The organism is Faecalibacterium gallinarum (genome assembly GCF_022180365.1).
Lineage (GTDB): Bacteria > Bacillota > Clostridia > Oscillospirales > Ruminococcaceae > Faecalibacterium > Faecalibacterium gallinarum.
Genome location: NZ_BQKV01000098.1, coordinates 238,347 through 260,485 on the forward strand (window position 1 = coordinate 238,347; position 22,139 = coordinate 260,485).

The window sequence follows — 22,139 nt, forward strand, 5'->3', positions numbered from 1 at the left end:
GATTGTGATATCTTTCACAGATAGCTTAACACATCTTTCGGGAAGAGAAAAACAGATATATCTTGCGGGACACAACTAAAAATTGTGGTAAACTCCCGATTCTGCCGGGGCGGACAGGGCCGGGATGCTAAGCGCCGCCCAACAAAAGGCCCTGCCCCGCGGTTCCGATGGAAACCACAGGGCAGGGCTTACTTTATCTATTCAGAGGTGCTGCAAGAGACTCAGACGGTCTCGCCCAGGATGGCCTTGACGGCGTAGCGGCCCTGGGTCATGGTACGGCCCACAGCCACGCCCACGAAGTATTCGGGGTAGTTGCCGCTGAAGAAGCTGCCGGAGCAGTCGCCCACGCAGTACAGGCCCTCGATGACCTTGTGGTTCTGGTCGTAGACCTGGCACTTGCGGTTGATCCGCAGACCGTCACAGGTGGTCAGCAGGCTGCCGCCCATAAAGTAACCGTAGAAGGGGGGCTCGGTGATGGGGCGCATCCGGTAGGCTTCCTTGCCGAAGTCCTCGTCCACCCCCTTGGCGCACAGCTCGTTGTACCGGTCCACGGTGGCAACAAGGGTGTCCACGGGCAGGCCCAGCTTTTCGGCCAGCTCCTCGATGGTGTCGGCCTTGAAAGCCAGGCCGGCCTCCACCTGCTGCTCCAGGGCGGGCATCAGGGCGCCGCCCTTGGCCATATCCACGGCAATCTGTGCACAGCCGTACTGGTCGTAGGCGATGACATTCTCCTCCACCTTGCAGTCCATGATGGCTGCGTAGACGCCATCGGTCTGGAGGGAGGCGGCATAGTTCAGGAAATCGTAGGGGCAGCTCTCGTTGGCGAACCGCAGGCCCTCCTTGTTGACCTTCAGGTGGGGCTGGGTGCCCAGGTTGAACTGGCCGACGGTACCGGGGAAGGCCAGGTTGCCGTTCTCATCCTCCACATAGCCTGCTTTGACGCCGGGGGCCACAATGCCGCGGTCAAAGATCATGGGAGCGCACTCGGTGTCCCGCTTGGCGCCAGCCCAGATGCCAGCCCGGATGCCCATGCCGGCGTCCGGCCCAAAGTAGCTGTTGGCGGTGACGCACTCGTTGATGATGGGGGCCAGAGCCTTGACCATCTTGGGGTTGCCGGGGTAACCGCCGGTGGCCAGAATCACGTTCTCAGCGTTGACCTGGACATAAGCGCCGGTCTCATCCGAGAAGATGGCGCCGGTGACCTTGCCGGAAGCGTCCTGCACCAGCCGCACCAGGGTCATACCGTACTGGATCTCATAGCCCTTCTCGTTGATGTACTGCTCCAGGAAAGCGTGACGGTCCTTGGCCTCGCTGCCCTCGGGCAGGTCCACGGTGTGCCACAGAGAGGGGACATAGTACTCCATGTTGTTGCCGCCCACGTGGGTCTCGGGGGCAATATGAACCGAGGGACGCATGCCCAGGCTCTCCAGATAGGAGACCATCTCGGCGCTGTTCTGGATCCACATCTTGATGACGTCCATGTCGCACTTGTAGGAGGCGTAGCGGGCCAGCTCGTTGAGCAGACGGTCCTTCTGGATGGTCACGCCGGCGGCCTTCTGGGCGTCGGTGTCCACCGCGCCGATCCAGTGGCGGGTGTCGCCCATGGTCTGGTTCTGCTCGCAGACAATAAAGTCCATCCCGGCGTCGGCGGCCGTGACAGCGGCCATCATGCCGCCGTTGCCTGCGCCGATGATCAGCAGCTCGGTGTCCTGGGTGGCGCTGATCTGGGAGGCGTCGATCTCAGGGGCTTCGCCCAGCCAGTCATCGCCGGTGTCGCCGGCGTTCTCGTTGAGGGCCACAGCCTTGCCCTGGGCCTGCTGAATGCAGTTGTTGGCGGCCTTGCGGACGGCGGGCAGGGTGATGTCGGCGGTGGCCGTGGTGGTGGCGTCCACTGACTGATCGCTGACGATCAGAGAGGCCAGCTCCTCGGCGGCCTTGGTGCCGATCTCGGGGGTCTCGCCGGCGGCATTGACGGAGCAGGCGGTGATGGAGCTCTCGTCGAAGGTCATCTCCACCGTGATGTAGCTGGAATAGCCCTTGACGGTGGCAGTGTAGGTGCCCGGGGTGTAGCTGCCGGCAGCGGCTGCGCTGCTGGAAGCGGCGGTGGAACTGGAGGCAGAGCCGCAGGCTGCCAGGCTGGTAGCGGCCAGGCCCAGGGCGCCTACAGCGGCCCCCCGCAGGAAATCACGGCGTGCAATGTAGGTTTTGCGCATGATAACGATCCTTCCTTTTCTTTCTTTGTGTGTGTTCTCTCTCGGATTGCAGGTTGTGAAAAAAGCTGCAATCTTGCTGCCCTCATTATGGCACGGTTCGGCTTGTAAGAGAAGCGCAGAATTGTTATAATGGCTATTAGGAATACCTTAAAACCAAAGGGGATAAAAGAGGATGTACAAACGGCAGCTGGAAACATTTTTGCAGGTGGCCCGGCTGGGCAGTTTTTCCAAAGCAGCGCAGGCACTCTATATCACCCCCAGCGCGGTGATCCAGCAGGTGAACCATCTGGAAGAAGATTTCGGGGCCCAGCTTCTGGTTCGAACCACCCATGGGGTAAAGCTCACTCCAGCGGGCCAGCTGGTGTATCAGGAGGGCCAGGAGATGGTCCGGCGCAGCCAGGCGCTGCGGGCCCGGCTGGCGGAGTTGTCCCACCCGTCGGTGCTGACCATCGGCACAGGGTTTCTCTCCCAGCCCCAGTTGTTTCCGGAGCTCTGGGCCGAATACTGGGACGGGAAACCCGCGGTGCCCACCCGGTTTGTCATGATGGACCTGGCCCCCCAGGAGGGGGAAGAGATTGCCATTCTGGAAACCGTAATGTTTGGCTGCAAGCCGCCTTTGGGGGCCGAGCCCCTTCCTCTGTGCGAGGTGCCTCTTTGCCTGGCGGCGCCGCCGGATCATCCTCTGGCAGGCCGCAAATGTTTGACCTGTGAGGATTTGCGGGGGGTTCAGGTGGTTACGGTTCGCCTGGAGTCCATGCACGAACAGCTCAGCCGGCTGGGCGAGGATCTGCACAGCTGGGGGGCAGAGGTGATTTTGGTGGATCAATACACCACCGCTGTTTTTAATACCTGCCGGGTGAACGGATATCTGCTGCAAATTCCCGCCTGCTGGGACGCCCTCTGCATTGGGATGAAAGCCATTCCCTGTGCGTGGGATTATAAACTGCCTTATGGCTTTTACTACCGGCAGCAGTGGCTCCCCGCCGGGGCAGAGGGCTTTTTGGAGGATCTGCGGGCCCGGGCAAAGAGCGGGAAGCTCCCGCTGGGAAACCTGTTTTCCCAGGCGAAATTTCAGGGATAATGCGGCTTGTTCCGGCAGGGCTTACAGTAAAATTACAAAACTTCTCGTTGTTTTCAAGTATGATGTTGACAACTCTGCCTGAACGCGGTACCATAAGGATAGCAAGCTATGATTGGGCAGCTTTGTACTGCGTTCTGGGAAAGGGGATCTCTTATGGAATCGAAGCATCTCCGGGCTGAGTCCAGCCTGCGGCGCGCCCGCACCGAGAGAGTTTATGTCAAGGTGATTTCTGAGTTTGACGCCACCGGGTATATGCAGCCGTTGTCCATTACCTGGGCGGATGGCCGGACCTTTCCCATTGAGAGGGTGCGGGACTTTCGCCCGGCGGGGATGGCCGGCAGCGACCTGGCCGGGGACTGCTTTACCGTGTTGATCCAGGGGCAGGAGAAGCTTTTATTCTTTGAGCACGTAGACTCCCGGTTCACCGGCCGGCTGGGGCGGTGGTTTGTGGAAAAAACGGTCACCCGGTAAAGATAAGGGGGATGGAGGATGCCAAGACAGCGCGCCTACCTTGCCATTGATCTGAAATCCTATTATGCCTCGGCCGAGTGTGCGGCGCGGGGCCTGGACCCGCTGACCACCAATTTGGTGGTGGCCGACGCCAGCCGCACCGAAAAAACCATCTGTCTGGCGGTTTCGCCCTCTTTAAAGGCCCTGGGCATCCCGGGCCGGGCCCGGCTGTTTGAGGTGATACAGAAGGTCCGCCAGGCCAATGCCGCCCGGCTCCGGGCCGCCATCCAAAACCGCACCGCGGTTCGCCGGGAGGGCAAACTCTGTCTCTCGGCTCCTTCCTACGATGCGGCAGCGCTGGATAAAGACGGTTCCCTGGAGATTGCCTATCTGGTGGCCCCGCCCCGGATGGCCTATTACGAAAAGGTGTCCCGGCAGATTTACGGGATCTATCTCAAATACATCGCGCCGGAGGATATCCTGGTGTATTCCATCGACGAGGTATTCATCGACGCTACGCCCTACCTGGACCACTACAAGATGACGGCCCACGACCTGGCCAAAACCATGATCCGGGAGGTGCTCTATACCACCGGCATCACCGCCACAGCGGGCATTGGGACCAATCTCTATCTGTCCAAACTGGCGATGGATATTACCGCCAAACACGCTGCCCCGGACAAAGACGGCGTGCGGATTGCAGAATTGGATGAAGAGTCCTACCGGTATCTGCTCTGGGATCACACACCTCTGACCGACTTTTGGCAGGTGGGGCCGGGCACGGTGCGGCGGCTGGCGAAACATGGCATCCATACCATGGGGGAGCTGGCCCGGGCCAGCATCCGGTATGAAGATATGCTGTATCAGGAATTTGGGGTCAATGCGGAAATTCTGATCGATCACGCCTGGGGGCTGGAGCCCTGCGGCATGAAAGAGATCAACGCCTACCGGCCCGAAACCAACAGCCTGTGCGAGGGGCAGGTGTTGTCCTGTCCCTACCCCTACGAAAAAGCCCGGATTGTGGTTCAGGAGATGGTGGACAGCATGGTCTATCAGCTCACCGACAAAGGGCTTGTGACCGACGGCCTGACTCTGGACATCGGCTATGACCGGGAAAACTGCGACAAAGGGGGCTACCGGGGCCCGGTCCACATTGACCATTATGGACGGACGGTCCCCAAAGGGGCCCACGGCAGCGCCCGGCTGGACACCCCCACCAATTTGGGCAGCCGGTTGAGCGGAGCGGTGATGAAACTGTTTGATCAGATCGTCAATCGAAGGCTGACGGTCCGGCGGCTCACCCTGACAGCCAACCGGGTGGTAAAGGACCAGGGAATTTTTCAAACCGATTTTTTCACCGATACCATGAAACTGGAAAAGGAGAAAAATCTGCAGGAAACCATGCTGGAACTGAAAAAGAAGTTTGGCAAGAATGCTGTTTTAAAGGGAACCAATTATCTGGATGGTGCCACCATGCGGGACCGGAACGGCCGGATTGGCGGCCACAAAGCGGAGTGAGGAGGGGAGAAAATGACCGATGCCAAGGATACCCCCGAAGGACGGGTGGTGGCGGAAAAATACGGGGACATTTTGTCCCTCGACCGGCCCGAACCCTCCCGAAAACATCCCCGGATGGCACTGGGCAACCGGGCCAAAATCTTCAGTCCCTTTGCGGCGCTGCGGGGCTTTGATGAAGAACTCTCCCGGGAGCGCAGCGAGGCAATCGCCCGGAAAGAAGACACCCCCACCGGCGAGGATTGGGAGGGCGTATGAACCCCAAAACCAAGTTTTAAGGAAAGGAATTGCCATTTGAAATATCGAGAAATTACCGAGGGAACTTTTCTCTCCCGCCCCAACCGATTTGTGGCTCGGGTGCGGATCGAGGGCAGGGAGGAGACCGTGCATGTAAAAAACACCGGCCGGTGCAAGGAGCTTTTGCTGCCCGGGGCAGCAGTGCGCCTGGAAACGGCAGACCAGCCGGCCCGCAAGACAAAATACGACCTGGTGGCGGTCCATAAACCGGGCCTTGGCTGGGTCAACCTGGACAGCCAGGCCCCCAATAAGGTGGTGGGGGAATGGCTCAAAACCCAGGGCTTCGACCGCATCCAGCCGGAGTTCCCCTATGGAAACTCTCGGATTGACTTCGCCATGGAAAAGGCGGGCCAGCCCTACCTGTTGGAGGTTAAGGGCTGTACCCTGGAAATCAATGGTGTGGGCTATTTTCCCGACGCCCCCACCCAGCGAGGGGTCAAGCATCTGCGGGAGCTGATTTGGGCCCAGCAGGCAGGTTATCAATGCGGGGTGGCCTTTGTGGTCCAGATGGAAGGGGTCACCGAGGTTCGCCCCAATCTGGCCACTCAGCCGGAATTCGGCCGGGCCTGGGCCGAGGCAAAGGCCGCCGGGGTGAAAATCTTCTTTTTGCTTTGCCGGGTGGGACGGAATTCTCTGGAAATCGTGGACCAGAGAGAGGGCTGACCCCCTGCAAAATGCCGATAAAATCATCCAAAGAAGGAAACGGAGGGCAGAGAATGGCGGACCATATCGAAATCCGCGGCGCGCGGGTGCATAATCTGAAAAACATTGACCTGGATCTCCCCTTGGGGAAACTGGTGGGGATCGCGGGGGTCTCCGGCTCGGGAAAATCCTCCCTGGCGCTGGGGATTCTGTACGCCGAGGGTTCCCGCCGGTATCTGGAGGCCCTCTCCGCCTACACCCGCCGGCGGCTGACCCAGGCGGCAGAGGCGAATGTGGACCGGGTGGAGTATATCCCGGCGGCCCTGGCTCTCCACCAGCGGCCCGCCGTCCCTGGGATCCGCAGTACCTTTGGCACCTCCACCGAGCTGCTGAACCCGCTTCGGCTGATGTTCTCCCGGCTGGGGAGTCACCGCTGCCCCAACGGGCACCTGACCCCGCCCTCCATGAACAACGCGGCGGGCAAACCCCTGGTCTGCCCGGAGTGCGGCGCGTCCTTTGAGGGGCCCAGCGCCGAGAGCTTTTCCTTTAACAGCGAGGGGGCCTGCGAAACCTGCGGCGGCACCGGGGTGGTGCGGGCCGTGGATGAAACTACCCTGGTGCCGGACGAGTCCCTGACCATCGACCAGGGGGCAGTGGCCCCCTGGAACTCTCTGATGTGGTCCCTGATGACCGATGTCTGTCGGGCCATGGGGGTCCGCACCGACGTGCCTTTCTCCCAGCTGACAGAGGCCGAGCGGGAGATCGTCTTTCACGGGCCCGCCGAAAAGAAGCATATCTTCTACCGGCCCAAGAATGGCGCCTCGGCAGGGGAGCTGGATTTTACCTATTTCAACGCCGTCTATACGGTGGAAAATGCCCTGGCCAAGGTGAAGGACGACAAGGGCATGAAACGGGTGGAGCGATTCTTGAAGCAGTCTCCCTGCCCGGACTGCGGAGGCACCCGGCTGAACGACCGGGCCCGGTCTACGCTGCTCTGCGGGAAAACCCTGGCCGAGGTTACCGCCATGACCCTGGACGAGCTGATCCCTTGGGTAGAGGCGGTGCCTGCGGCGATGCCGGAGCCTATGCGGGAGATGGCAGCCAGCATCTGCGGCCAGTTCCTCCACACCGCCGGGCGGCTGATGGATCTGGGGCTGGGGTACCTGTCCCTGGACCGTGCGGGGGCCACCCTCTCCACCGGCGAGCGGCAGCGGGTTCAGCTGGCCCGGGCCGTGCGCAGCCGGACCACCGGTATTCTCTATGTGCTGGATGAACCCTCTATTGGACTGCATCCTTCCAATGTGGACGGTCTGCTGGGGGTGGTGGAGGATTTGCTGGCCCACGGCAACTCGGTGGTTCTGGTGGACCATGATGTGCGGGTGCTGAAAGCTGCCGACTGGATTGTCGAAATGGGGCCGGGGGCAGGGGAATACGGCGGCCGTGTGCTGGCCCAAGGAACGGTGGAACAGGTGAGTCGGACCCCGGGCTCCCTGATCGCCGGATTCCTGGCAGGCAGAGAACAGATCATCACCCGGCCCCAAGCAGATGCCGGGACGCTGTTTCAACAGGGGCGGATTTCCCTCTCCACCCGGCCGCTGCACACCGTTCAGGCGCTGGATCTTTCGCTGCCGAAAGGGCGGTTGGTGGCGGTGACCGGGGTATCCGGCTCGGGTAAAACCACCCTGATCCTGGAAAGCCTCATCCCTGCCCTGAAAGCGAAAATCGCGGGGGCCCCGCTGCCTGCACACATTCGGAGCATAGAGGCCCCCGGGGTAGAGCGGATTGAACTCATCGACGCTACCCCCATAGGGGTGAATGTCCGTTCCACCGTGGCCACATACAGCGGGTTGTTGGATGAGCTGCGGCGGCTGTATGCCGCCTCCCCAGAGGCCCGGGAACAGGGCTATAAGGCGGGGGACTTCTCCTATAATACCGGTTCTCTCCGGTGCCCCGGGTGCGACGGCACGGGCCAGATTACCCTGGACGTCCAGTTTTTGCCGGATGTAGAGATTGTCTGCCCCGACTGCGGCGGCTGCCGCTATGGCAAACCGGCCCGGAAGATCCGCTGGTACCCCCAAAAAGGCGGAGAAGGGGAGGCGGGAATCTCCCTGCCGGAACTGATGGGAATGACCGTGAAACAAGCCCTGGAACGGCTGGCGGGCGCCAAAAAGGCGGCCGAAAAGCTGCGGGTTCTGGACAGCCTGGGCCTCGGGTATCTGACCCTGGGGGAGGCTACCCCCGCCCTCTCCGGCGGCGAGGCCCAGCGGCTCAAACTGGCAGCCGAGATGGGCCGGGCCCAGGATAATGCGGTTTTTATATTTGACGAGCCCACCATCGGCCTCCATCCACTGGATGTGCGGGTGCTTTTGGAAGTGTTCCAGCGGCTGATCGCGGCCGGGGCCACTGTGGTGGTCATCGAGCACGACCTGGATATGATCGCAAACGCCGATTATGTGGTGGATATGGGCCCCGGCGGAGGCAAGGCCGGCGGCCGAATTGTGGCGGCGGGCACTCCCGCCCAGGTGGCAGAGAACCCCGCCAGTCTCACCGGCGCCTATCTGAAAGAGTATCTGAGGGACTAACCACCCTTTGCCGGGACTGCCGCTCCGGGCAGACCTTTTACACATAAAATTCACAGCCTCCAGCGGGTTCTCCGCCGGGGGCTGTTTTATGTTGAGACGTTGATTTTTGGCTTTCAATTTATAAGCACTTGGAGAGCTTTGTGATACTATACAAAAGATAATCCTGCAATTTGACATATAATCCATTGAAAAATAGCGAAAATCACTTTATACTGATGGAAAAGTCCGACTTTCCCTGGAAGCCACTCAAACGTACTTCAGAAAGCGAGGCAATTATGAAAGAAAACATGATCTCCCGGCGTACCTTCATGCGTGCCGCAGGCGTTACAGCTGCCGCCGCAACCATCACCGGCATGGCGCCGTCGGCGTCGGCCTGCTTCTGGCCTTTTACAATGGATTTGCAGATCCTGGCCACCAGCGACACCCACGGCAAATTTGTCCCCTGGGATTATGCGGCTAACAAGGCAGAGGCCAGCGGCAGCGTTGCCCAGCAGGCCACCGCCATCCAGCAGCGCCGCACCGCCGACACCCTGGTGATCGATGCGGGAGATACCATTCAGGGCAACTCCGCCCAGCTGTTCCTTGAAGACGACCTTCACCCCATGATGGCCGCCATGAATGCCATTGGATACGACGTCTGGGTGCCGGGCAACCATGAGTACAACTACGGCATGGATACTCTGAAAAAGGTCATGTCCCAGCAGAAGGCAAAGGTTCTGACCGGCAACGTCTACGGCCCGGATGGAGCAGCCCTGGCCGATGGGTATACGATTATCAAGAAAAAGGACGTCCGGATCGGATTGATCGGCATGGTTACCCCCAACATTACCCGGTGGGACGCGGTGAACCTGAGGGGCTGGACGGTCACCAACCCGGTGGATGAGTGCCGCAAGATCGTGGATCAGATCAAGGACCAGGTGGATGTCCTGATCGGCGTGGTGCATATGGACACCGAAAACGAGTACGGCGTCCAGGGCTCGGGCGCCAGAGACCTGGCCAATGCCTGCCCCGAGTTTGATGTGATTATTGCGGCCCACGGCCACAAGGAGATCCCCGGCGAGGAGATCAACGGTGTTCTGGTGATCGAGAACAAGAGCAACGGCGCCACCCTGTCCGAGATCCATCTGAACCTTCAGCGCCAGTGGAATGGCAGCTGGAAGGTGACCGGCCGCAGCTCCGAGAGCCTGCAAATCAAGGAGTTCGAGGCAGATCCCGCTCTGGTGTCCTTGTTGGCCCCCTACGACGAGCGGGCCAAGGCCGACGCGGTGATCCCCATCGGTGAGCTGCGGGGCGGCAACATGGCACCCGAAAACGAGATTGTGAACATTCCCTCGGCTATGGTGCAGGATACCGCCCTGTTGGATTTCATCAACGAGGTGCAGATGTACTATACCGGCGCCCAGGTGTCTGCTACCGCACTGACCTCCATGACCGGCCAGATGCAGGAGGGCGTCATCCGCAAGTGCGACCTGACCAGCATCTATACCTACGAGAATACCCTGTACAAGCTCCAGATGAACGGCGCCCAGCTGCGGGATTATATGGAGTGGTCGGCGGCCTTCTTCAAGACCTGGCAGCCGGGGGATGTGACCATCGCCTTTGACCCCTCCACTCGGTACTACCTGTACGATGCGTTTGAGGGCGTCAACTACGAGCTGGATATTTCGGAGGAGCCAGGCAACCGGATCAAGAACCTGACCTGGCCCGACGGCCGGCCGGTGCAGGATAACGACAGCTTTGTAATTGCGGTGAACAACTACCGCGCCACCACCCAGCTGCTGATGGCGGCGGATATCTTCGCCCCGGGCGACGAGATGCCCCAGCTGCTGGAAATGGACGTCCGCGGCGACGTGGGCGGCATCCGGGAGCTGCTGGGCGAGTACATCCGGACCGTTAAGGGCGGTGTGATTGAGCCGAGAGTCAACCAGAACTGGAGGATCATCGGCAACAACTGGAACCCGGCCAGCCATGACAAGGCGGTGGCTCTGCTCCGGGAGGGCAAACTGACCCTTTCGGAAAATCAGGATACCCGCACCCTTCCCTCCACGGTCATTACCGAGGCCGATCTGGCGGCCTTTTGATTCTCTCTATGGCTCCTAAACATTTGACGAAACTCACCCAATAAAAAGACTGGCCTGGCAATGCAAACGCAAAGCCGGGCCAGTTTTTTAAGTGGTTTCCCGCCATGGGTCGCCTTCAAGCTGAATGAATTGCTGCTCAATCTGAAAAGCGCTGTCCAGCTGGCGATAGAGGATCAGCTCGCAGACCAGGAGAATGAACCAGAGCCCTATGAAAGGCACCAGGAATAGCGTCCAGGGGGCGAACAGGAGGTAAAGCATATGCTTTCTATGGGGATCTCCATACCTTCCAGCCCGGGTGTACCCTGGGCGGCGTCATTGAAACCACCGGGGCGGGGGACACCTTCTGCGCCAGCGTTCTGAACTTTATACTGGAACACGGCCTGGACGGGCTGACCACCCGGGATTTGGACCAGATGCTTCGGTTTGCCAACACGGCGGCCTATCTGGTTACCACCAAAAAGGGCGCCATTCGCTCCATGCCCAGCCGTGAGACGGTGGAAGAAACCATGCGCAGAGCGGCCGGAATTTAATAAAAACAGATGGAAACCGGCAGGAACTCTCATAGAGGGCTCCTGCCGGTTTTCTTTTGATGCTGTGATTTCACGGCGCCGGATCCGTTTCGGAATCGGACGTCATTTTTATTTGGGTGGGATGCTTACAGCACCAGCCGCAGCCGGAACCAGCCGTCTTGCTGGTTGAACTGGCAGACAGCCCCGGTTTTGCAGCAGAAGGAGGAGATGGACTGTACTCCCAGGCCGTGCCCCTCCCTTTGGGTCGTTGGCAGGCCGTCGCTGTCAAAGGAGATGCTGCCGGTGTATGGGTTCGAAAGTTCCAGCATAATGCTGGGGGTTCCCACCATCTTGCAGCGAATCGCCCGCTTCTCCTGGGGCAAGGCCAGATTGGCATGGATGGCGTTTTCCAGAGCGTTGGCCAGGACAATGGCCAGCTCGCCCTCCTTCACCGGAAGGGTGTCGGGCAAAGAGATCTTCGCCTCCACCGGGATCCCCTGGCTTTCAGCCTGGGCAAAGTAAGAGGCAAAGACGGCGTCCAGCACCGGCGGGCGGCACCAGCGGATTTCCTTGTGCTCGTCCAGCCGTTTTTGCGCCGCGTCCAGAAAATCCAGAGCAGCGTCCTGATCCCCGCGGGCCACCAGTTCGGTGACAGCCTGGAGCCGGTGGCGCAGGTTGTGGCGCTCTGTGCGGATTACATTCTCGGCGGCTTTCACTGCCTCCATTCTGCTTTGCAGGGCAGACAGCTGCAATGCGGAGAGCTGTGCGCTGTGCCGGGTTTCCATTTCCCGCTGAATGCTAGAAAAGAGGAACATCAAGATGGAATAAAACCCCACCATTAATAAAGAAATGGCAGGTTTCAGGATGGTACTGGTCCGTGTGAGCCCAACATAGCCGGGGATCAGATAAATGATAATGACATAGTATACGGCCATGACCAGGCATATGAGCACCCAACCCTGACGCAGTTCCATCAGTGTCTTGAGAAACAACGGCCGAAGAAAGCGGACCAAAAACCAGATCACTCCGGCACTGAGGACCGCGTAGGACAATAGAAGCACCCAAAACCGGCTGCCGGAGAAATAGTAGATTGATCCGGACCCGTGCTGAATCAGCGCACAGAACAAGATCGCGGAGAGAAGCTGAAATACCAGCCGCCATCCCCGGAAACGGCTTAGGGCGAGGCAAAGCAGCAGGCTGGGAGCATGGACGATCAGGGAATAATATCGGAGGGTGGTCTCTGGGCCGAAGACCCGATAGAATGCGGCGACCCCGGCCATAACCAGAACAATGGCGCTGCAGACGGTTAGCACCGTGCGCCGCGGGGAATACCGGCTGTCCAGAAATAATAACACCATGGTCATACCCAACGCCGTCAGGTACTCCATCATAAATAATTCTACCATTTACCGTTTTCCTCCAGCCAGTAGCCACCCCAGGCTTTTTTAAACTCGGCAGCTGCGGTCCGGGGCAGCATAACGGTTTGGCCGTCATCCAGCAGGGCCGCTTGGCCGTTCACCCCAGATACATGCTGAAAATTCAGCACATAACTGGCCCCGCACAGATAAAAACGCTGATCGGCCAGCAGGAGCGCCGCCGCCTCCCGAAGAGAGCCCCGGATACTTTGGGAGTCTACGGTGGCGTCGGTACAATAATAACGAACACAGCGCCCCACTCGTTCCACATACCGGATGCGCTCCAGCAAAAGACGCCGGGGCCCCGCCGCTGTGTTTACCACGACGGCGCTGGTTCTCCGCCGGCTCAGCTTTTCCACTGCGCCGTCCAATACCTGAAAGAGCTTGGCCTCCTCTACCGGTTTGAGCAGATAAAAAAAGGCCCGGACGTCATAGCTGTCGGCGGCAAAGTCGTTGGAATTGGTGAGATAGACAATCTCACCGCCCTCCCCCAGCGCCCGTAGAAGCCGCCCGGTCTCAATTCCGTTCAGCTCCGGCATCAGGATATCCAGGATGTACAGGTCAAAACCTCCGTCGTTCTCCGCCCGGGCCAGCAGTTCTCCGCCGCTTTGGAAACACTCCACCTGTCCGTTCAGACGGGGGCGGACCCTGAGATAGGCCGCCAGCAGCGCCGCAGTCTGATTCAGGTGTTTTTCTTCATCATCGCATAGGGCGATCCGGAGCATAGCCAGCCTCCTTTTCTCGGCAGAATGCAAATTCTGCGCACGGAACATCGGATTTGAAACAACGGCTTTCCAATATCGTTTGGGTCGATAAAATGAAAATAGCATGGAAGCAAAAAATCGTCAAGAGGGGCTTTCGACTGCGGGGTCCGGCTTTCATAGTATAAAAACAGGGCGACATTTTGGAGTTCAGCCTGTTTTAATAAAGGGTGTTTTTATGGTGCGCAAAATACAAAAACGTCTCAAAGATAAATGGCCTGTTGCTCTGCAAATCCCCGAGGATATTTGGAGGGATTTTTTGCGTGAGTCGGTGCGGAAAAACAACATTTCCATGCGGATTATCTGCGCAATCATTTTTCCTGTGGAGATTTTCAACATCGTCCGTGTATTGTTTTGGTCCCGGTCCGGCTTGGGAACACAAAACAACCGGATTTATTTTTCGATGTACTGCCTCCTGATTCTTTTGGGTGTCTTGTGGCTGGCATTGCGGCGTTTGCTGCGCAAAGCATCCGTTGATCTTCAGTGGACGGTACAATACGCTTTGGCCAATGCTCTTTTTTTGTGGCACATGGGGCTTAACACGTACGATCTGTACCGAGACCCTGCTGCGGGCACGACCGTGCTAACCACCGCGCTGCTGGGGCTGGCCCTGTTCATTCAGGAACCGCCCACTTACAGCACCGTGCAGTATCTGGCGTGGTATCTCCTGTTCCGGGTTGTGATGGCCCCGTGGATGGAAGCCGGAGACCGTCTGAACCTGACCATTACCTTTGTGGTGGCCCTGGCGGTTTGCCTGGCCAACGCCCACCACACTGCCGTGACCCTGAAACAGCAAAAACAGATTGTGGAGATGAACGATATATTGCAGGGGCTGGTCCAGCAGGACCAGTTGACAGGCCTGCTCAATAAAACAACGGTGGAGCGACGGGTTGAACGGCTGCTCGAGGATTCGGAATACACCGCAAGAACGGGCGGGCTGACCTTGTTCCTCTTTGATCTGGATGAGTTTAAAGGGATCAACGATCGCTACGGACACCCCTGCGGGGACCATGTGCTGGCAGAGACGGCGGGGGTCATGCGCTGTGTTTTTCCGGATGCAGCGGCCCTGGGGCGGATTGGCGGGGACGAATTTGCGATCCTTTACGACCGGCCCATAACAGAGGCCCAGGCCCGGCTCCTGGGGGAGCGTCTGGTGGAGCAGCTGGGCGCGATTCAATGGCAGACACAGCCTCTGGCAGTTCAGTGCAGCGTGGGGGTGTGCGTCTGCACCCGGCCCGGGTGTACTTACCAGCAGGTATATGCAGAGACCGACCGGATGCTCTACCAGGCGAAAAAGAATGGCAAGGGCCGGTGCTATGTGCGGCGTCTGGAGGGTCCGGCCCGGCAGGAATCCAAACGTTAAAACGGATAGGAAAATATTTGAGAAAGGCCCAGTGGCCTTGTGAGATCCGGCGGGGAGCATTTTTGCTTCCCGCCTTTTTCTTGGTTTTGGGAAGTTTAGGGGTTCCGGCTTGTATTCTGCAAATCCTGGAAATATAATGGGACAGAAGCAAACAGTGGACGGTGACCGGATATGAAGCGGATTTTTTTCGTAGAAGACGATTTGAGCCTGATCAATGGGCTCTCCTTTGCAATTCAAAAACAGGGGTATGAGATCGAGATTGCCCGGACAAGCCTGGAAGCGGAGAAACTTTGGAGGGACGGAGTATATGACCTGGTAATTCTGGATGTGTCCCTGCCGGATGGTTCCGGTTACGATTTGTGCCAGAAAATCCGTCAGACCTCCCGGGTGCCCATTATTTTCCTGACCGCTGCCGATGAGGAGACGGATATCATCATGGGGCTGGACCTGGGCGGCGACGACTATATCACCAAGCCCTTCAAACTGGCGGTGTTTTTGTCCAGGGTCAACGCCCTTCTCCGCCGCAGCGAAAATTTCAGCCAGGGGGATGCCGAGCTGAGGGCAAACGACATCACGATGCGGCTGCTGAAGCATGAAGTTTATAAAAGCGGCGTGTTGGTGGATCTGACGGCCAGCGAGTATAAGCTGCTTCGGTTGTTTATGGAGCACCCAAACCAGGTGCTTTCCCCGGAACAGATTCTGGGCCGGCTTTGGGATTGTGAGGAAAACTACATCGACAGCAGTACTCTCACCGTATATATCCGAAGATTGCGCACAAAGATTGAGGACGACCCCGGCCGCCCCCAAAAGATTGTCACAGTCCGGCGGAGCGGCTACAAGTGGAATGTGGTGGAATGAGGTGTGCCATGCGTATCCTGGCCAATGGAAGAATCAACCGGCTTTTCGGCTGGGTTTTACTGCTGTCCGTCGGTTTTTCGGCTGTATCGGGGGCGGCGGTTCGCCTGTACGGCCAGGGAGCGGCCTGGTTTGTGCTGGCCGGGGCCTTGTGTATGGGGGCGATGGTTTGCGCGGCCCTCTTTTTCTATTTCCGGCAGCAGGAAAAAATTATGGAAGAAGCGGTGGAGCAGATTCGAGCTTATCTCTCCGGCGACCGGGACGCCCGGATCGACTGCGATGAGGAAGGGGAGCTGTATCGGCTGTTCCATGAGGTGAACTCCCTGGCGGCGACCCTGAATGCCCACGCCGAAAACGAGGGCAGAGCAAAGCTCTATTTAAAGGACACCATCTCCAATATCTCCCACCAGCTGAAAACCCCTCTTGCGGCGCTGAATATTTATAATGGGATTTTGCAGGAGGAAGCCCAGGGCAGCCCCACCATCCGGGAGTTTGCCGACCTCTCGGAACAGGAGCTGGACCGGATCGAAACCCTGGTCCAAAATCTTTTGAAGATCGCCAAATGGGACTCCGGAACCATTGTGCTGGAGAAGCGGGAGGAAAACCTCGCGGAACTTTTGGACGGCATTGAAAAGCACTTTGCCTACCAGGCCCAGCGGGAAGAAAAGAAGCTGGTTTTTTCCGGCGGGGACGAGGTGACCCTGCTGTGCGACCGGGGGTGGATGGTGGAAGCCATCAGCAACCTGGTGAAAAATGCCCTTGACCATACAAAAGCCGGGGACACGATCCAGGTGGAGTGGCGGCAGCTGGCGTCTATGGTCCAGATCGTCGTTCGGGACAATGGCAGCGGGATTCACCCGGAGGATCTGCCCCATATTTTCAAGCGTTTTTACCGCAGCCGGTTTTCCAAGGATACCCAAGGAGTTGGGTTGGGGCTCCCCCTGACCAAGGCGGTGGTAGAGGCGCACCGCGGTACCATCGAGGTGGACAGCGACCCTGGCCGGGGGGCGATTTTTACCATCAGTTTTTTGATTCCTACAAAATTGTAGGGAATCTGTCGGGCTGCGGTAGGGTTGCTGTGTTACTCTTTCCATAAAAAAGAAAGAGGTGTTTTATGGAATGAATCTGTTGGAAGTCAAAGATCTCTCCAAAACCTACGGCACCGGTGAAACGGCAGTCCACGCCCTCAAAGGGGCCACGTTCTCGGTCCCAAAAGGGGAATTTGTGGCTGTGGTGGGGGAGTCTGGCTCAGGAAAGAGCACGCTGCTGAATATGATCGGTGCGCTGGATACCCCTACTTCCGGCAAAGTGTGGATTGACGGCAAAGATATTTTCGCCATGAAGGAGCGAAACATGACGGTGTTTCGCCGGCGAAACATCGGCTTTGTTTTTCAGAGTTTTAACCTCATCCCGGAGCTGACCGTGGAGCAGAATATCCTGTTCCCGGTGCTGCTGGACTATCAAAAACCCAACCGGGCTTATCTGGAAGAACTGCTGGAAGTCCTGAATCTGACTGCCCGCCGGAACCACCTGCCCAGCCAGCTTTCCGGCGGACAGCAACAGCGGGTGGCCATCGGCCGGGCCCTGATGACCCGCCCGGCCCTGATCCTGGCGGATGAGCCCACCGGCAACCTGGATACCCAAAACACCAGCGAAGTAATTGCCCTTTTGAAAGAGGCCTCCCGCAAATACGAGCAGACCATTCTGATCATCACCCACAGCAGGAGCATCGCCCAGTCGGCGGACCGGATTTTGCAGGTGTCCGACGGTGTACTGACCGATTTCGGGAGGTGCCGGGAATGAAAAGCTATCTGAGTCTGATTCCGATCTCGGCCCGGGTGCGCAAACGCCAAAACCGGATGACTCTGCTCTGCATTGTGATTTCAGTCCTGCTGGTTACCACCATTTTCAGCATGGCGGATATGGGCATCCGGATGGAAAAGGAGCGGGTGGTTGCGGATCATGGCTATTGGCATATCATGCTGAAAGAGCCCATCCGCCAGCAGGTGGAGCAGGTGACCCAGAGGGAAGATGTGGCGGCTTATTCCCTCTATGACGGGCTGAACTTTGATTTGTCCGCGGACTATACCATTGGAGGGAAAGCCTGCGTCATCGCGGGCGGGGAGGAAGCGATCCTCACCCGGATCTACGACAATCTGACCGAGGGGCATTACCCCGCCCGGGAGGATGAGATTCTGCTCTCCAACCGGGCAAAGAATCTGCTTTCCCTGGAGATAGGGGACACAGTAACCCTGAACACTCCGACAGGCGCATTTGATTATACGATCTCCGGCTTTGGGGGAGATGTGACCATCAGCTCGGACGCCGACGTGGTGGGGGCTTTTTTGAACTGGAATTCCTTCCGGGCCCTCGCCAAAGCAGAAGGCAGCGAATTGGCCCCGGTCTGTTTTGTCCGCTTTGCGGAACACACCAACGTCCGCCGGGTGATCGCCGAGCTGCGCCAGACCCAGGGGTTTACCGATGAGACCCTGACCGAAAATACGGCGCTGCTGGGGCTGACCGGATTCAGCAGCGATTCCTATGTGATGGGAATGTACTTGGTGGCAGCCATCCTGTTTGCGTTGGTTTTAGCGGCGGGGGTTTTTATGATCGCCGGCAGCCTGAACAGCCGGACCGCGGAGCGCACTCAGTTTTTTGGGATGCTCCGCTGCATTGGAGCCAGCCGGGCCCAGATCATGCACCTGGTCCGGCTGGAAGCCCTCTACTGGTGCAAAACGGCGGTGCCCCTTGGGGTGGGCGCCGGGATTCTCTGTACCTGGCTTCTCTGCGCTCTTTTGCGGTTTGGGGTGGGGGCTGAGTTTGTGCAGATCCCGCTGTTTGGGGTCAGCGCCATCGGGATCGCCAGCGGCGTGGTGGTGGGAGTTTTGACGGTGATGCTCTCCTCCCTCGCTCCCGCAAGACGGGCGGCAGGGGTTTCGCCGGTGGCGGCGGTGACCGGAAATCTCGCCGAAAAGGGAAATATTTCACGTCCGGTCCGAAAGAGCTCTCTGAACATTGAGACGGCCCTGGGGATTCATCACGCCATCTCTTACCCCAAAAATCTGGTGCTGATGACGGGTTCTTTTGCCCTCAGCATCCTCCTGATTTTGAGCTTTTCGGTTCTGATTCAGTGGGTTCAGATGGCTCTTAATCCGCTGAAACCCTGGGCGCCGGACGTCTTTTACGCCAGCCCCGAAAATCTCTGCGAAATCGAAAGAGATTTTGCTGCCCGGGTGGAAGGTTATCCCTATGTGGAGCGGGTGTTTGGCCGGATGTACCAGAGCCTGCCCGCCGAATACGAAGGCAAAACCGGACGGATTGATTTGATTTCCTACGAGAGCCGGCAGTTTGGATGGGCTGAAGAAGATTTGATTGCGGGAGATATGGCTGCTGTAATCCGGGGCGAGGGGGTGTTGACGGTCTACGACAAGAGCAATGCCCTGAAAGTGGGGGATACCATCCGGCTGGAGCAGACTGAGCTGACGGTGGCCGGCGTCCTGGAGGACAGCCCTTTTGATTCTTCGGATCAGCCTACCGTGATCTGCTCGGAAGAACTGTTCCGGCAAATCACCGGCCAGGACGCCTATGCGATTCTGGATGTCCAGCTGACCCGGGACGCCACCGAAAAAAATGTGCAGGAACTTCATGCGCTGGCGGGGGAGAAGTACCGCTTCTACGACCGTCTGGCCCAAAACAAAGACACCCAAAACACCTGTTATATGTTCTGCCTCTTTGTGTATGGATTCCTCGCAGTGATTACCCTGATTACCGTGATTCATACGGTCAACAGCATCTCCATGAGCGTATCCGCCAGAACAAAGCAATATGGGGCCATGCGCGCGGTGGGAATGGAGGCCGCCCAAATCAAGAAAATGATCCGGACCGAGGCGGCCGCTTATACAGGCCTCGGACTCCTGGCGGGCTGCGGCCTGGGGCTGCCCCTGCACTGGTTTCTCTATTCCCAGATGATTACAAACTATTGGGGGACGGGATGGCAGCTCCCGCTGGGCACACTGGGGGGAATCCTGGCGTTTCTGGTTTTCACCGCTCTTTTGGCGCCCCTGGCCCCCGCAAAAAGAATTTGCAGCATGGCAATTTCAGAGACCATCAACGAGCTGTAAGAGCGCTGCTTTATCGTTCTCACAAGACGGTGGGATCGGCGGTGCGACCCCGCAATATCCACCGCCTTTTTGCTTTCAGGCGGCTAGATAGGGGCGGTTGATGCGCTCATAAGCATATTCCTTTATTGAGGGTGAGCCGGATCTTGGGGACTTATGGAAATCCGCAATAGATACCGGGGAATCCCCAAGATAAGACAACAGCCCGCTTCCTTTTGGAAGCGGGCTGTTGCCCTTAAACGGGAGCAAATCTCTTTTTAACTTTGGTCACACGGCCTTAGCGGTGGGGTTCAGATGGATCATGATGTGCTTTACATCGGGGAAGGTTTTCTCCACGTCGTCGTGGATCCGCTCGGCTACTTGGTGGGCCTCCCGCAGGGATTTTTCGCCGTCCACCTGGATTTCCAGGTCGATGTAGACCTTGTTGCCGAACATCCGGGAGCGGAGAGAGTCCACACAGACTACGCCCTCCTGCCCGGAGATATAATCCGCCAGCTTCTTGTCGTAGCTCTCGCCGCAGGAGGTATCCAGCAGTTTGACCACGCCGTCCTTCAGGATGTCATAGGAGGCCTTGACGATGAACAGGCAGATTACCACGCTGGCTACCGAGTCGAGCACCGGGTATCCCATCATAGCGCCGGCAATGCCAATCAGGGAACCGATGGAGGAAAAGGCGTCCGAGCGGTGGTGCCAGGCGTCCGCCAGAAAAGCCGAGGAATGGATCAGGTTGGCATAATAGCGGGTGTACCAGTACATGGCCTCCTTGCTCACGATGGAGACGACGGCGGCCACAAGAGCGATGGCGCTGGGGACAGCCAGGGCCTGGTAGTTGCCGGAGAAAATGTTCTCCAGCCCCACCTTGCCGACCCCCAGCCCGGTGCCCAGCAGCACGATCCCCAGCAGCAGAGAGGCGATACACTCGATCCGTTCGTGGCCGTAGGGGTGGGCGGCGTCTGCCTCCTTTTTGGAGGCTTTGACCCCGATCCAGGCGATCAACGTGGTAATTACATCGGAGAAGGAGTGGATCGAGTCGGAGATCATCGCGCCGGAGTTGCCGGTGACCCCGGCAAAGAATTTGAACCCGGACAAAACGGCGTTGCCAGCCACGCTGACAAAAGACATCTTCCGGATGGCGGCGGATTCATCGATGGGATTCTTGCGGGAAACTGTGTCGGTTTGCTTGGCGGTGTTTTTCATGGGGAAATCCTCCTGTTCTGTGTCTTTCGACAAAAGTTTCTCTTGCAAACACATTCTGAAAATTCTCGTTTCCCCGGGTGAATATAAAAAAACACCTGCGGGACATACAACTGTCCCGCAGATGTTGGACATCTGCTGCCATAGAGGCCCGGCAAATGACGGTTTGGTCAGCGCCTGTTCAGTTTGTACTGTTGAGCTCGCATCCTGTAAAAGGACGTAATGCAGTGCAAAGAGTGTCTTAACTTTACACCAGAAAAAAGAGGTTGTCAATGAACGAACTGTAAATCTTAAAGGACAAAAGCCTCGATCTGTCCCAAAATGTAGCATCTGCCGCAATGCTGAGCAAGAGAGGCGTTATTTTACTGACTTTTCATCGGATCGCCCTCTCGGAAATTCCCTCAGATAAAACACTGGTCCACTGGGGGCCGGCCAGCTTGTAGCGGCCTTTGCCCAGCTTTTCCACCTGGCCGGCGGCGCAGAGTTTTTGCAGGACCCGCTGGAGCTGGCGGCGGCTGCACCGCAGCTGCAAAACAGCGGCCTCGATGCCGCGCAACTCCTGGTCCGGGCAGGCGGTGGCCATATAGAGCAACACCCGCTCCTCGACGGTAGCGGCCGTAAGGTCCATAGCGGAAAACATTTTGATCTTGTCTGCATAGGCGTGGAGCAGAACGTGCAAAAAACGCAGGTCCCGGTTGAGGGCGTCGCGATAGGCCGGTACATACAGGGCCAGACAGATCACCCTGCCGCAGGCTTCCGCGTAGAAAGCCGAGCGTCCGTTCTCCGTAAATTCAAGATCCCCCAGCAATGCGGGGCTGTTCAGTCGGTCTACCGGCAAGAGGCTGCCATTTTCCCGGATGCCGTAAATGCGCACAGCTCCCTCAGCTAGAAAGAGCAGCCAGTCCATCCGGCGGTCGGGCGAAACGAGATATTCACCCTTCTCAAAGGAAAAAGCCTGGAAGATGAGGCCGGGGGTGTCAAACAGGCGGCAGACGCCGCTGGCTGCCCGCAGCTTCTGGATCTGGTGGGGATCGTCTATACGTTTCATGAGGGGCCTCCTTGC

At 58.3% G+C, this 22,139-nt stretch carries 19 protein-coding genes and 1 riboswitch; of the genes, 13 read left to right on the forward strand and 6 right to left on the reverse strand.

Features of this window, described 5'->3' with window-relative positions; translation table 11 throughout:
* Positions 1-221: 221 nt before the first annotated feature.
* Positions 222-2,213, reverse strand: coding sequence for an FAD-binding protein (locus tag JCM17207_RS11700; RefSeq protein ID WP_238317808.1), 1,992 nt, complete (start codon positions 2,211-2,213; stop codon positions 222-224).
* 172 nt (positions 2,214-2,385) lie between these two features.
* Between JCM17207_RS11700 and JCM17207_RS11705 the strand changes: the two genes are divergently transcribed.
* The 7 genes from JCM17207_RS11705 (at position 2,386) to JCM17207_RS11735 (ending at position 10,861) form a co-directional block, all read left to right on the forward strand.
* Positions 2,386-3,294 (forward strand): LysR family transcriptional regulator, encoded by a 909-nt coding sequence (locus JCM17207_RS11705; RefSeq protein WP_238317809.1) that lies wholly within the window; start codon positions 2,386-2,388, stop codon positions 3,292-3,294.
* A 153-nt stretch (positions 3,295-3,447) separates the two neighbouring features.
* Positions 3,448-3,765 (forward strand): hypothetical protein, encoded by a 318-nt coding sequence (locus JCM17207_RS11710; protein ID WP_238317810.1) that lies wholly within the window; start codon positions 3,448-3,450, stop codon positions 3,763-3,765.
* Between the two features lie 18 nt (positions 3,766-3,783).
* Positions 3,784-5,262 carry a Y-family DNA polymerase gene (locus JCM17207_RS11715; RefSeq protein WP_238317811.1) on the forward strand — a complete coding sequence of 493 codons (1,479 nt, stop codon included), beginning with the start codon at positions 3,784-3,786 and terminating at the stop codon, positions 5,260-5,262.
* 12 nt (positions 5,263-5,274) lie between these two features.
* Positions 5,275-5,517: a hypothetical protein gene (locus JCM17207_RS11720; RefSeq protein WP_238317812.1), complete on the forward strand. Its 243-nt coding sequence runs from the start codon at positions 5,275-5,277 to the stop codon at positions 5,515-5,517.
* Positions 5,518-5,553: 36 nt separating this feature from the next.
* Entirely contained in the window at positions 5,554-6,219 is a 666-nt protein-coding gene (gene sfsA, locus JCM17207_RS11725; RefSeq protein ID WP_238317813.1) for a DNA/RNA nuclease SfsA, read from the forward strand.
* A gap of 53 nt (positions 6,220-6,272) precedes the next feature.
* The gene (locus JCM17207_RS11730; protein ID WP_238317814.1) at positions 6,273-8,780 is read left to right on the forward strand and encodes an excinuclease ABC subunit UvrA; all 2,508 of its coding nucleotides are present in this window, start codon (positions 6,273-6,275) and stop codon (positions 8,778-8,780) included.
* 275 nt (positions 8,781-9,055) lie between these two features.
* Entirely contained in the window at positions 9,056-10,861 is a 1,806-nt protein-coding gene (locus tag JCM17207_RS11735; RefSeq protein ID WP_238317815.1) for a 5'-nucleotidase C-terminal domain-containing protein, read from the forward strand.
* Between the two features lie 87 nt (positions 10,862-10,948).
* Here the strand turns inward: JCM17207_RS11735 and JCM17207_RS11740 are convergent, their stop codons facing one another.
* Positions 10,949-11,119 carry a hypothetical protein gene (locus JCM17207_RS11740; protein ID WP_238317816.1) on the reverse strand — a complete coding sequence of 57 codons (171 nt, stop codon included), beginning with the start codon at positions 11,117-11,119 and terminating at the stop codon, positions 10,949-10,951.
* Between JCM17207_RS11740 and JCM17207_RS11745 the strand changes: the two genes are divergently transcribed.
* Positions 11,086-11,391: a PfkB family carbohydrate kinase gene (locus JCM17207_RS11745; protein ID WP_373871966.1), complete on the forward strand. Its 306-nt coding sequence runs from the start codon at positions 11,086-11,088 to the stop codon at positions 11,389-11,391. The two genes, JCM17207_RS11740 and JCM17207_RS11745, sit on opposite strands and share 34 nt — an antisense overlap.
* Before the next feature lie 125 nt (positions 11,392-11,516).
* Here JCM17207_RS11745 and JCM17207_RS11750 read toward each other — a convergent pair whose 3' ends face one another.
* Together JCM17207_RS11750 and JCM17207_RS11755 are read right to left on the reverse strand one after the other, a co-directional pair.
* Entirely contained in the window at positions 11,517-12,776 is a 1,260-nt protein-coding gene (locus JCM17207_RS11750) for a sensor histidine kinase (protein WP_238317817.1), read from the reverse strand.
* Positions 12,770-13,510 carry a LytR/AlgR family response regulator transcription factor gene (locus tag JCM17207_RS11755; protein WP_238317818.1) on the reverse strand — a complete coding sequence of 247 codons (741 nt, stop codon included), beginning with the start codon at positions 13,508-13,510 and terminating at the stop codon, positions 12,770-12,772. The genes JCM17207_RS11750 and JCM17207_RS11755 overlap by 7 nt, the downstream gene beginning before the upstream one ends.
* Positions 13,511-14,075: 565 nt before the next feature.
* Between JCM17207_RS11755 and JCM17207_RS11760 the strand changes: the two genes are divergently transcribed.
* The 5 genes from JCM17207_RS11760 (at position 14,076) to JCM17207_RS11780 (ending at position 19,885) form a co-directional block, all read left to right on the forward strand.
* Positions 14,076-14,909, forward strand: coding sequence for a GGDEF domain-containing protein (locus JCM17207_RS11760; protein ID WP_238317819.1), 834 nt, complete (start codon positions 14,076-14,078; stop codon positions 14,907-14,909).
* A gap of 171 nt (positions 14,910-15,080) precedes the next feature.
* Positions 15,081-15,767, forward strand: a complete 687-nt coding sequence (locus JCM17207_RS11765; RefSeq protein WP_238317820.1) for a response regulator transcription factor — start codon at positions 15,081-15,083, stop codon at positions 15,765-15,767.
* 8 nt (positions 15,768-15,775) lie between these two features.
* Positions 15,776-16,813, forward strand: a complete 1,038-nt coding sequence (locus JCM17207_RS11770) for a sensor histidine kinase (RefSeq protein ID WP_238317821.1) — start codon at positions 15,776-15,778, stop codon at positions 16,811-16,813.
* 70 nt (positions 16,814-16,883) lie between these two features.
* Positions 16,884-17,567 (forward strand): ABC transporter ATP-binding protein, encoded by a 684-nt coding sequence (locus JCM17207_RS11775; protein WP_238317822.1) that lies wholly within the window; start codon positions 16,884-16,886, stop codon positions 17,565-17,567.
* The gene (locus JCM17207_RS11780) at positions 17,564-19,885 is read left to right on the forward strand and encodes an ABC transporter permease (protein WP_238317823.1); all 2,322 of its coding nucleotides are present in this window, start codon (positions 17,564-17,566) and stop codon (positions 19,883-19,885) included. The genes JCM17207_RS11775 and JCM17207_RS11780 overlap by 4 nt, the downstream gene beginning before the upstream one ends.
* Before the next feature lie 264 nt (positions 19,886-20,149).
* On the opposite strand, the gene JCM17207_RS11785 is transcribed toward JCM17207_RS11780, so the two are convergent.
* Both JCM17207_RS11785 and JCM17207_RS11790 read right to left on the reverse strand, forming a co-directional pair.
* The gene (locus JCM17207_RS11785) at positions 20,150-21,112 is read right to left on the reverse strand and encodes a cation diffusion facilitator family transporter (RefSeq protein ID WP_309295412.1); all 963 of its coding nucleotides are present in this window, start codon (positions 21,110-21,112) and stop codon (positions 20,150-20,152) included.
* Positions 21,113-21,187: 75 nt separating this feature from the next.
* Positions 21,188-21,271: riboswitch (NiCo riboswitch) on the reverse strand.
* A gap of 178 nt (positions 21,272-21,449) precedes the next feature.
* The gene (locus JCM17207_RS11790; protein WP_238317824.1) at positions 21,450-22,124 is read right to left on the reverse strand and encodes a Crp/Fnr family transcriptional regulator; all 675 of its coding nucleotides are present in this window, start codon (positions 22,122-22,124) and stop codon (positions 21,450-21,452) included.
* Positions 22,125-22,139: the final 15 nt, after the last annotated feature.

Coding starts and splice junctions, on each gene's coding strand:
- JCM17207_RS11760 (WP_238317819.1), top strand. CDS start 14,076: ATGGGGCTTAACACGTACGATCTGTACCGAGACCCTGCTGCGGGCACG.
- JCM17207_RS11775 (WP_238317822.1), top strand. CDS start 16,884: ATGAATCTGTTGGAAGTCAAAGATCTCTCCAAAACCTACGGCACCGGT.
- JCM17207_RS11750 (WP_238317817.1), bottom strand. CDS start 12,776: ATGGTAGAATTATTTATGATGGAGTACCTGACGGCGTTGGGTATGACC.
- JCM17207_RS11765 (WP_238317820.1), top strand. CDS start 15,081: ATGAAGCGGATTTTTTTCGTAGAAGACGATTTGAGCCTGATCAATGGG.
- JCM17207_RS11755 (WP_238317818.1), bottom strand. CDS start 13,510: ATGCTCCGGATCGCCCTATGCGATGATGAAGAAAAACACCTGAATCAG.
- JCM17207_RS11730 (WP_238317814.1), top strand. CDS start 6,273: ATGGCGGACCATATCGAAATCCGCGGCGCGCGGGTGCATAATCTGAAA.
- JCM17207_RS11715 (WP_238317811.1), top strand. CDS start 3,784: ATGCCAAGACAGCGCGCCTACCTTGCCATTGATCTGAAATCCTATTAT.
- JCM17207_RS11735 (WP_238317815.1), top strand. CDS start 9,056: ATGAAAGAAAACATGATCTCCCGGCGTACCTTCATGCGTGCCGCAGGC.
- JCM17207_RS11740 (WP_238317816.1), bottom strand. CDS start 11,119: ATGCTTTACCTCCTGTTCGCCCCCTGGACGCTATTCCTGGTGCCTTTC.
- JCM17207_RS11705 (WP_238317809.1), top strand. CDS start 2,386: ATGTACAAACGGCAGCTGGAAACATTTTTGCAGGTGGCCCGGCTGGGC.
- JCM17207_RS11720 (WP_238317812.1), top strand. CDS start 5,275: ATGACCGATGCCAAGGATACCCCCGAAGGACGGGTGGTGGCGGAAAAA.
- JCM17207_RS11710 (WP_238317810.1), top strand. CDS start 3,448: ATGGAATCGAAGCATCTCCGGGCTGAGTCCAGCCTGCGGCGCGCCCGC.
- JCM17207_RS11770 (WP_238317821.1), top strand. CDS start 15,776: ATGCGTATCCTGGCCAATGGAAGAATCAACCGGCTTTTCGGCTGGGTT.
- JCM17207_RS11700 (WP_238317808.1), bottom strand. CDS start 2,213: ATGCGCAAAACCTACATTGCACGCCGTGATTTCCTGCGGGGGGCCGCT.
- JCM17207_RS11790 (WP_238317824.1), bottom strand. CDS start 22,124: ATGAAACGTATAGACGATCCCCACCAGATCCAGAAGCTGCGGGCAGCC.
- JCM17207_RS11780 (WP_238317823.1), top strand. CDS start 17,564: ATGAAAAGCTATCTGAGTCTGATTCCGATCTCGGCCCGGGTGCGCAAA.